The following is a 10,997-nucleotide window of genomic DNA, read 5'->3' on the forward strand; positions in this document are numbered from 1 at the left end:
TTAAATGTATTCAAATGTAAACTTTTTATAGATAGGATTTAAGGGATGTTTTTGTCAATATTTTAAATATTTGTTAGTATACTGGCTGCGATGATATTATCACATATTAATTAAATATATTTGTCTTTTACGCAGAAGTAATAGTATTGCAATAGAAAAATGACTATAGAGCTATTTACGATGCAAATCCTCCTCTATTATGAAAAACAAGCGGTTTCAGAATAACCTTTAAATGATATTTAGAAATGACGATAAATAAACGCTGCTTAGTCATTTTCTCAATTAAATAATGGATATATACCTGATTTCTATTATTACGCCCGTTTACAATGCAGAGAGGTATTTATTACAGACTCTGGAAACTGTATTGGCCCAAACCTACCTTAACTGGGAGTGGATCGTAGTAGATGATTGTTCAACTGATAACTCATATAATATACTGAAGGAGATTGCCGCTAAAGACAAAAGAATAAAGGTTCACAAAAATAAGATTAATTCAAAGGCTTTTCAGACTAGAAATAATGCTTTGGGTGTTGCTAAGGGTGATTTTATAGCATTTTTAGATGTAGATGATTTGTGGGAGCCTGAGAAGCTGGGTCTTCAGCTTGAATTTATGAAGCAAAACAACAGTTATTTTTCTTATACAGATTTTGATAGGTTTGTTAAGGATTCTAAAAAGCCCTTAAGAAGAGAGAAACTTCCTCAGACAGCTACCTATAAAAGAATTTTAACGAATAACTATATTGCAACTTCAACTGTAATGATATGGAGAAGCAAAACGGGTAATTTTTATATGAAAGATGTCTATTATGATGATTTTATGCTTTGGCTCGATTTACTAAAACGAATAGGAATAGGGTATAAGGTTCCTTATAATCTTATGCATTATAGGCTTACAAGTGGTTCTTTGTCTATTAATAAATTTAAGTCGGCTAAAGAAGTATATGGAATGTTTACCCGTAAGATGGGCTTTAGTTATATACGCGGAATTGTATATTTTATAACGTGGATAATTAATACAACCCTTAGATATATGAGATGAAAATACTTATTACGGGAATAAAAGGCTATTTCGGCCAAATCTTATCACGCATTTTAGAAGAAAGTTATTCAGTATATGGGCTAGGCAGAGAACACACAGATTATAATCTTGACCTATCTGTGGGAGTGCCAAATAATTTTATAGATTTTGATACTGTTGTTCATGCTGCAGCCAGAGCCCATATAACACCTCGTACAGAAGCAGAAAATGAAGCATTTTTTAATGTAAATGTTAAGGGCACTAAAAATCTTTTAAAAGGCCTGGAACAGGCTACTACTTTACCTCAATCATTTGTGTTTATCAGTTCGGTAGCGGCATATGGCCTTGAACATGGAACAAATATAGATGAAAACTATCCGCTAAAGGCTAATGATCCTTATGGGCTAAGTAAAATACAAGCAGAACAAGTTGTAGAAGAGTGGTGTAAAAAACACAATGTAATATGCAGTATTTTAAGGCTGCCTTTGCTGGTGGGAACAAATCCGCCGGGTAATCTGGGAGTAATGATAAAAGAAATAAAAAGAGGATATTATTTTAATATCTCAGGAGGTAAAGCCAGAAAAAGTATGGTAATTGCAGAAGATGTAGCCAGGATTATTCCTAAAGTGGCAACAGTTGGGGGTGTATATAACCTTACCGATGGATATCATCCAACTTTTAAGGAACTATCACAACATATTGCAAAACAGTTTGGAAGAAAAGAAAATCTTAATATGCCCTATTGGATAGCAAAACTTTTAGCTATTTTTGGAGATATGACGGTAAGTTTTCCCGTTAACTCAAAAAAAATAACCAAAATAACCTCTGATCTTACATTTAACGATACAAAAGCAAGAAAACTATTAGGATGGAATCCTCAAAAAGTAGTAGATAACTTTCAAATAGAACTAAAAAACTATCGTTCACAATAACGATATATGGATAACATTTTAGAGTATACCATTTTATTGATATCTCTGTTCTTAATAGAATGGATATACATAAAACTTGCTGAGAAATATAAGTTTGTAAATTACAGGAAATTTGAAAATCGTAGCCTAACAGGCTATCAGCAAACTATAAGAGGTGGCGGAATTATATTTATTATTAGCATTTTAATAAGTGTTTTTCTTTTTTCTTTTCATGATTATTATTTTTTAGCTGGCTTGTTCTTACTAACGATAATAAGTTTTCTGGATGATGTCATAAATGTAAATTTTAGAACCCGGTTGATATTTCATGCAGTAGCAGCGGTTTTACTGCTTTGTCAATTTAAGCTGCTTGATTTACCTATAGCATACTTGTGCTTTATTGGTGTTTTCATTATTGCTACCATCAATGCGTACAACTTTATGGATGGAATTAATGGTATGACAGGTGGCTATAGTTTATTGGCAATTCTGTCATTTTACTATATTAATTCTAATATTGTACAATTTACCTCTGCTCAATTGCTGGTCGTAACAGGATTGTCTTTGATTGTTTTTAACTTTTTTAATTTCAGAGGAAAAGCAAAATGCTTTGCAGGAGATGTGGGAAGTGTAGGGATTGCTTTTATAATCCTTTTTTTTATGGGACAGCTTATTCTAAAAACCGGAGATGTTTCCTATCTATTTTTACTCTTAATTTATGGTATAGATACTTTATTTACGGTTTTCTTTAGAAAAATAAAAGGAGAGAACATATTCGAAGCCCATCATAGTCATCTTTATCAATATTTGGTTCGATATTTAACACTTCCCCACTTATACGTGTCATCCATATATGTTGTTAGCCAGTTAATAATTAATATTGTACTCCTCGCTCTTCTTACCAAGTCTAATGTTTATGTCTTTATATTGGTATTGGTTGTAACATGTGTTTATTTGACGGTAAGATTCTATTTAGAAGAGAAGAAAAAGCAGTATATTAAATTCAATCTCATTAAACAACATGATGATTTTTTTGTTAAATGACATATTAATGTTACTTTTATAGACATATTTTTAAACGTATTTGGATTGTTTATGAAAATAAACATAGTGCCCAGATGGATTATTTTTTTGCTGGATATATTTATTTGTCTGGTATCTTTAATCATAGCATATGCTATTAAACTCAATTTTGCATTAAATGAAGTTAATGTTCAGGAATTTAATGTAAATGCTTTAATTTTAACCTGCATAAATTTTCTGGTATTTTTTAATGTAAAGACGTACTCAGGTATAATTCGTTACACCAGTGCACAAGATACTTTCAGAGTATTATTTGCTGTGGTTATTAGTAATGGATTGTTTCTGTTTCTGAACTTTACGGTTACAATATTCAGAGGGACGCCTTTAATTTCCAATGCTATAATTGTTGTTAATACCCTTGCTGCTTTCTTGCTTTTAATAACATATAGAGTACTGGTAAAATATTTCTTCCTTTACATTAAAAATCTTAATCTGGATAAAAGAAAAGTTGTTATTTATGGTGCAGGAGAAGCCGGTCTAGCAACCAAGAGAACTTTTGACCATGACGGACGTGTAAATAAAACTATTATCGCCTTTGTTGATGACGATGAAAGAAAAATTGGGAAAACAATAGATGGTATAAAAATTCTTGATGCTGCTAATCTGGAGGATCTTATTCGTGATCATGAGTTGGACGAAATTATTTTTGCATCTTATACTATTCCTAACGAAAGAAAAAACCAAATTGTTGATGTATGTTTAGAAAATGATGTAGTAGCGCTAAATATACCTCCTGCAGACGTATGGATTGGAGGTAAATTACATCAAACACAGATACAGAATATTAATATTGAAGATTTGCTTAACCGTAAGCAAATAGAAATGGATACAGCAGGTATTCAGAATCAATTAAAATCTAAACGTGTGCTAATTACAGGAGCTGCGGGTTCTATCGGAAGCGAAATCGTAAGGCAACTTATTAAATTTGATTTAAGCCTCATTATTTTATGTGATCAGTCTGAAACTGCCCTACATCATATTTACTTAGAGCTAGAAGAAGAACATAAACACACCAATTTTCACGCTTTTGTTGGAGATGTAAGAGATCAGCAGCGGATGGAGCATCTCTTTGAGACCTACAAACCTCATTATGTTTATCATGCTGCGGCATATAAGCATGTGCCTTTAATGGAAGACAATCCTTCTGAAGCAATTAAAGTAAATGTTTTAGGCACCAAAACAATAGCTGATCTTTCAGTTAAACATGGAGTGCAGAAATTCGTAATGATTTCTACAGATAAAGCGGTGAACCCTACCAATGTAATGGGTGCGTCAAAACGTATAGCCGAGATCTATGTTCAATCTTTAAACAATTCTTTATCAAACCGTGATGCTATTTATAGAAATGGCTTAAGTTATATCAATGATTTAGATGTAAAACCTATAACTAAATTTATTACTACGCGTTTTGGGAATGTTTTAGGCTCTAATGGGTCTGTAATCCCAAGATTTAAACAGCAAATTGAAAAAGGAGGTCCAGTTACAGTAACTCATCCTGAAATAACACGTTTTTTTATGACTATACCCGAAGCCTGCAGGCTGGTTCTGGAGGCAGGATGTATGGGTAAAGGTGGTGAGATTTATGTGTTTGACATGGGTAAATCTGTAAAAATAGTAGAACTGGCAAAGAAGATGATAAGACTGGCAGGTTTGGTTCCGAATCAAGATATAAAAATTCAATATTCAGGTTTAAGACCGGGAGAAAAACTGTTTGAAGAATTGCTAAACGATAATGAAAATACCATGCCTACACATCACCAGCAAATTATGATAGGCAAAGTTAGAGAATATCACTTTAATGAAGTAGAAGACCAGATCTATAATCTGCTGGAATTTGCTAAGAAAAATGATGACAGACAAGTGGTTATTGCAATGAAAGGAATTGTGATAGAATATAAAAGTAAGAACTCCATTTTCGAAGAACTAGATGCCCCTAAAAATGATTAAAAAAAAACTACTGTTGGTTTTTGCTCTGTCTGTTTTTATTTTTAATGTTCAGGCTCAAATTTCAACTCCCAATCAGAATATTCCTTTAGACTATCAATTTTATCAGAAATTAAATAGGTCTGTATATGATACAAAGAATAAATTTCACTCTTCCATAAGAGGATTTTATTCAGATGATTCACTTTTAGAAAAGCAGTACGACTCTTTAATGAGATATGGAACAGATACATTGAATAGACGAAGTTGGGTTCATCGTAAATTGTTTCAAGAGCATTTAATTCAGGTTGAAAATGAAGAATATCGTGTTTATGCAGATTTCCTTCCTGATTTTCAGATAGGGAGAGATTTTCAAACCAATAGAACCACATGGCTAAACACACGCGGCTTTCAAGTAGGTGGTAACATTGGGAAAACCTTTTCATTTTATTTAAACGGATTTGAAGATCAGGGAAAATTTCCTAATTATATCAATGATTTTATTGTTAAAAATCAGGTTGTTCCTGGGCAGTCATTTGGAAAACTGGGCACAGATAAACAGGACTGGACATACGTTACTGCCCTTTTATCATACACGCCTAGTAAGTATGTTAATTTTGCCTTAGGGTATGATAAAAATTTTATAGGAGACGGTTATCGCTCTGTGTTGTTATCTGATGTGGCTTCTAACTATTCTTTTTTTAGGATCAGAGCCAGCTTGGGAAGTGTACAGTATCAAACCATATTTGCTTATATGCTGGATCCGGGTGCTCCTAAGCTAACTACAGACAGAAGGCTGGGAGACCGAGGTAAATGGATGGCTGCTCATTATGTAGACTGGAACGTGACGAACAGGTTGTCCTTAGGCTTTTTTCAGGCTGTAACTTGGGCAGATGCAGAGGTTGAAGGTAAACGAGGCTTTGATTTTAATTACGTCCATCCCTTTATTTTCTTAAGATCGGTTGAAAGTACAAATACGACATCTCCAGATAAGATGCGCTTAGGCTTTAATGCCAAATATGAAATACTGGAAAAGACAGCTGTTTATGGGCAATTTATGTTCGATGAATTTACAGCAAAAGAATTTTTCTCAAATAAAGGCTATTGGGCCAATAAATGGGCGGTTCAATTAGGCTTCAGAGGTTCTGATCTGTTTAATGTTCCTGCTTTAAATTATCTGGCTGAATTTAATACTGCACGTCCTTATACTTATGCGCATTTTGACCGAATGTCAAACTATTCACAGTATAATCAGCCATTGGCACATCCTTATGGAGCAAATTTTAGAGAAACTTTAGGCTTATTAAATTATAGCTTTAAACGATTTGATTTTCAAGGGCAGCTTTTATATGCGAATTATGGTTTAGATGGAGCAGGGGAGAATTATGGGAAAGATATATTCAAAAATTATAATACCCGTGTAGCAGATTACGGCAACCACATAGGGCAAGGATTATCAACAGATTTGTATATTATACAGGGAAAAATAGCCTATTTGTTGAACCCTAAATATAACCTTAAACTGGAACTGGCAGGAACTTATCGTCAAGAAAAGAACAGTAAATGGAATAATAAGACCAATTGGGTAACCTTTGGATTAAGAAGTAGCTTCAGAAATATTTATTACGATTTTTAGAATAAATTGCATTCGATATAATAAAAGGCTGCTTGGGTTACAAGCAGCCTTTTTATATTAAAAATCATTATAAGCTATAGTTTGCTCAAGTAATCTTGGTATGCAAGTCTTAATCCTTCTTTTAATTCAATCTGATGTCTCCATCCTAAATTGTGCAGTTTTGAAACATCCATGAGCTTTCTTGGAGTTCCATCAGGTTTGCTTGTATCAAAAATTAATGTTCCTTCGAAGCCTACTACATCCTTGATCATTAAGGCTAAATCTTTGATAGTTAGATCTTCTCCTGTGCCTATGTTAATGAGATTAGGTTCATCATAATTCTGCATTAAAAAATAGCAGGCATCTGCTAAATCATCGGCAAACAAAAACTCACGCATTGGTGCGCCTGTACCCCAGATTACAACCTCTGAACTGCCATTACGTTTGGCTTCGTCAAACTTCCTGATCAAGGCAGGTAAAACATGCGAATTCTGAGGATGATAGTTATCATTATAGCCATATAAATTTGTTGGCATTACAGAGATAAAATTACAACCGTACTGCGCTCTGTATGCATCACACATTTTAATTCCTGCAATTTTGGCAATAGCGTAAGGTTCATTCGTGTCTTCTAATAACCCAGTGAGTAGGTACTCTTCTTTTAAAGGCTGTGGTGCCAATTTGGGGTAGATACAGCTTGAACCTAAAAACATCAATTTCTTTACACTATTTACATAAGATTGATGTATCACATTATTTTGTATGGCCAGATTTTCATATAAGAAATCAGCTCTATATGTATTATTAGCTACAATACCGCCAACTTTAGCTGCTGCTAAAAAAACATAATCAGGCTTTTCTTGAGCAAAAAAATCAGCAACAGCTTGTTGATTCCTTAAATCCAATTCAGCAGAAGTTCGGGTAATAATATTAGAGAAACCTTCTTTAACTAATTTACGGTAAATAGCTGAACCTACCATTCCTCGGTGGCCAGCTACAAATATCTTAGCATTCTTTTCCAATTTATAAATGTGTTGATAAATTAGCAGGCAAGCGTTTTTGTGGTCCTGCTAATAGCAAATTTTTTAACGGTATTTATGATAGCAGATTTATCGTACCCGCATAAGGCCCATAACTCAGGCTGTTCTCCATGCTCAATAATTTCATCAGGAATACCCAAACGAACTACATTAGCCTTATAATTATTATCGGCCATAAATTCTAGAACGGCACTTCCCATACCTCCTTGTATACAACCGTCTTCTACAGTAATAACATTTTGATATCTCTTAAATACTTCGTGTAATAACTCTGTATCTAAAGGTTTAACAAATCTAAGGTCGTAATGTGCCGGATGAATACCTTCTGTGTTTAATTCTTTACAGGCTTCAACTGCAAAATTACCTACGTGCCCAATGGTCAATATAGCTACATCTTCTCCGTCAGTTATTTTTCTGCCTTTACCAACTTCTAATGCTTTGAAAGGTCTTTTCCAATCAGGCATAACTCCATTACCCCTAGGGTAACGAATAGTAAACGGGCCCATGTTTTCCTGTTGACCCGTATACATCATATTGCGTAATTCTTCCTCATTCATAGGTGAAGCAACTACCATATTTGGAATGCAGCGCATATAAGCTAAGTCATAAGCCCCATGGTGTGTTGGCCCATCAGCACCAGCTAAGCCGGCACGATCTAAACAAAAGATTACATTTAGATTTTGGATTGCCACGTCATGTATTACTTGGTCATAGGCTCTTTGCATAAAACTTGAGTAGATATTACAAAAAGGGACTAAGCCCTGGGTAGCTAAACCAGCAGAAAAAGTTACTGCATGTTGCTCTGCAATTCCTACATCAAAAGCCCTATCTGGCATAGCTTTCATCATAATGTTTAAGGAAGAGCCAGAAGGCATAGCTGGGGTGATACCCACTATTTTATTATTTGCTTCAGCAAGTTCAACCATAGTATGTCCAAAAACATCCTGATATTTTGGGGGTTGAGGCTTGTCTGGAACAGACTTTTTGATCTCACCGGTAATCTTATCAAACAAACCTGGGGCGTGCCATTTGGTTTGATCTTTTTCTGCCAAAGCAAAGCCTTTACCTTTAACGGTAACGCAGTGCAATAGCTTCGGACCAGGTATATCTTTCAGATCTTTAATGATTGAAGCAAGACGTTTAACATCATGCCCGTCAACCGGACCAAAATATCTGAAGTTAAGAGCCTCAAAAAAATTGCTTTGTTTTAAAAGTGTTCCTTTAATACTTTTCTGAATTTTCTTTACGTATTTCTGTGCATTCGGACCGAGTTCTGAAAGCTTGGTCAGCACATTAAAAACATCATCCCTAAAACGGTTATATGATTTAGAGGTTGTGATGCTTGTTAAATATTCTTTTAAAGCGCCAACATTAGGGTCAATAGACATGCAATTATCGTTCAGAATTACCAGAACATTAGACTTCTCGATACCTGCATGATTCAAGCCTTCGAAAGCTAAGCCTGCTGTCATAGCGCCATCGCCGATTACGGCAACATGCTGACGGTCTTTTTCTCCTTTGTAATGAGAGGCAACAGCCATCCCTAATGCTGCAGAGATTGAAGTTGATGAGTGACCAACCCCAAAAGTATCATAAATACTTTCACTGATTTTTGGGAAACCGCTAATTCCATTTAAAATACGATTGGTATGAAACTGTTCACGGCGACCCGTTAAGATTTTATGACCGTAAGCCTGGTGTCCTACATCCCAAACCAAACGATCATAAGGTGTATTTAATGCATAATGTAAAGCTACGGTAAGCTCTACTACTCCTAAACTTGCTCCAAAATGACCTCCATTAACACTCACAACATCAATAATGTATTGACGTAGTTCTTGGCAAATCTGCTCCAAATCCTGCTCACTATATCTCTTTAAATCATCTGGATTGTTAATGGTTGATAATAAGGTTCCTGGTTTAATTTCCATGCAAAAACTTAAAAAATACAAATTACGACATTTTGTTTAATACTTTCATTAAATATGTTCTAAAAATTAGCTTATTTGCAAAAGGATTTATAAAACATGGAAAAGGTGTTTTGTATTAAAACTCCCTTTACAAATGTATATGGATCATTGTTTTAACTGATAAATTAAGTATTTTTACCAAAAAACTTATAACTCCGTATAATGAAAAAAGACACTTTAGTTTTCGATTTAATTAGCAAAGAATTAGACAGACAGGAACATGGATTAGAGCTTATAGCTTCTGAGAATTTTGTGAGCAAACAAGTAATGGAAGCAGCTGGTTCAGTTTTAACCAACAAGTACGCAGAGGGTTTGCCAGGTAAGCGTTACTATGGAGGTTGTGAAGTAGTGGATGAAATAGAAAATATTGCTATTGAAAGAGCTAAAAAGTTGTTTGGTGCAGAGTGGGTAAATGTTCAACCTCATTCGGGAGCTCAGGCAAACGCAGCAGTAATGCTTGCAGTATTGCAGCCGGGGGATAAGATTTTAGGCTTTGATTTGTCTCATGGAGGGCACTTAACCCATGGATCTCCGGTTAATTTCTCTGGAAAGCTATATCAACCATTTTTTTATGGAGTAAAGAAAGAAGATGGTCTTATTGATTATGCCAAATTGGAAGAAGTAGCGCTTACAGAAAAACCTAAATTAATTATTTGTGGTGCATCTGCTTATTCAAGAGAGTGGGATTATGCTTTTATACGTAAAGTTGCAGATCAGATTGGTGCTTTGGTACTGGCAGACATTTCACATCCAGCAGGCTTTATTGCTAAAGGTCTATTAAACGATCCCCTTCCTCACTGTCATATCGTAACTACAACTACGCATAAAACATTGAGGGGCCCAAGAGGAGGCATGATCATGATGGGTAAAGATTTTGAGAACCCATTTGGATTAACCACCCCAAAAGGAGAAATTAGAATGATGTCCTCTTTATTAGATATGGCTGTTTTCCCTGGTACGCAAGGAGGACCATTAGAACATATTATTGCGGCTAAAGCGGTAGCTTTTGGAGAGGCTCTAACAGATGAGTATTTAGATTATATCAAACAGGTAGGTGCAAATGCCAAGGCGATGGCACAGGCTTTTATTGCAAAAGGTTATGGCATAATTTCAGGAGGTACAGATAACCATCTTATGTTGATTGACCTTCGTAATAAGAACATCACAGGGAAACAGGCAGAGAATGCTTTGGTAAAAGCTGATATAACCGTAAATAAAAACATGGTTCCTTTTGATGATAAATCACCATTTGTTACATCGGGTATGCGTGTAGGTACTGCAGCTATTACATCAAGAGGATTTAGAGAAACAGAAATGGCTCAAATCGTTGATCTGATAGATGAGGTGATTTCAAATTTTGAGAATGAGCAGGTTATCGAACAGGTAAAAAATAAAGTACAAACCTTAGTAAGTAATTTTCCTCTTTACAAATAA

The 10,997-nt window shown here is 34.8% G+C and carries 8 protein-coding genes; 6 read left to right on the forward strand and 2 right to left on the reverse strand.

The annotated features are described in order from the left end of the window. Positions 1 to 289: 289 nt before the first annotated feature. Genes ACLHG9_RS13855 through ACLHG9_RS13875 form a run of 5 tightly spaced genes read left to right on the forward strand, consistent with a single transcriptional unit; the run spans position 290 to position 6,574 of the window. Positions 290 to 1,042, forward strand: a complete 753-nt coding sequence (locus tag ACLHG9_RS13855) for a glycosyltransferase family 2 protein (protein ID WP_410222095.1) — start codon at positions 290 to 292, stop codon at positions 1,040 to 1,042. Then, a complete protein-coding gene (locus ACLHG9_RS13860) occupies positions 1,039 to 1,953 on the forward strand; it encodes an NAD-dependent epimerase/dehydratase family protein (protein WP_410222096.1) in 915 nt (304 codons plus the stop codon). The genes ACLHG9_RS13855 and ACLHG9_RS13860 overlap by 4 nt, the downstream gene beginning before the upstream one ends. A 6-nt stretch (positions 1,954 to 1,959) precedes the next feature. Further along, on the forward strand, positions 1,960 to 2,976 hold the full coding sequence (locus ACLHG9_RS13865) for a UDP-GlcNAc--UDP-phosphate GlcNAc-1-phosphate transferase (protein ID WP_410222097.1): 1,017 nt from the start codon (positions 1,960 to 1,962) through the stop codon (positions 2,974 to 2,976). Positions 2,977 to 3,027: 51 nt separating this feature from the next. Beyond that, positions 3,028 to 4,962, forward strand: a complete 1,935-nt coding sequence (locus tag ACLHG9_RS13870) for a polysaccharide biosynthesis protein (protein WP_410222098.1) — start codon at positions 3,028 to 3,030, stop codon at positions 4,960 to 4,962. Beyond that, a complete protein-coding gene (locus ACLHG9_RS13875) occupies positions 4,955 to 6,574 on the forward strand; it encodes a gliding motility protein RemB (protein ID WP_410222099.1) in 1,620 nt (539 codons plus the stop codon). Before ACLHG9_RS13870 ends, ACLHG9_RS13875 begins: the two co-directional genes overlap by 8 nt. Before the next feature lie 74 nt (positions 6,575 to 6,648). Here the strand turns inward: ACLHG9_RS13875 and ACLHG9_RS13880 are convergent, their stop codons facing one another. Both ACLHG9_RS13880 and dxs read right to left on the reverse strand, forming a co-directional pair. Continuing rightward, the gene (locus ACLHG9_RS13880; protein ID WP_410222100.1) at positions 6,649 to 7,575 is read right to left on the reverse strand and encodes a GDP-L-fucose synthase family protein; all 927 of its coding nucleotides are present in this window, start codon (positions 7,573 to 7,575) and stop codon (positions 6,649 to 6,651) included. 20 nt (positions 7,576 to 7,595) lie between these two features. Then, positions 7,596 to 9,524 (reverse strand): 1-deoxy-D-xylulose-5-phosphate synthase, encoded by a 1,929-nt coding sequence (gene dxs / locus ACLHG9_RS13885; protein ID WP_410222101.1) that lies wholly within the window; start codon positions 9,522 to 9,524, stop codon positions 7,596 to 7,598. Positions 9,525 to 9,725: 201 nt separating this feature from the next. Between dxs and glyA the strand changes: the two genes are divergently transcribed. After that, the gene (gene glyA / locus ACLHG9_RS13890) at positions 9,726 to 10,997 is read left to right on the forward strand and encodes a serine hydroxymethyltransferase (RefSeq protein WP_410222102.1); all 1,272 of its coding nucleotides are present in this window, start codon (positions 9,726 to 9,728) and stop codon (positions 10,995 to 10,997) included.

This window comes from Pedobacter sp. (genome assembly GCF_046462515.1).
In the GTDB taxonomy this organism is placed as follows: domain Bacteria; phylum Bacteroidota; class Bacteroidia; order Sphingobacteriales; family Sphingobacteriaceae; genus Pedobacter.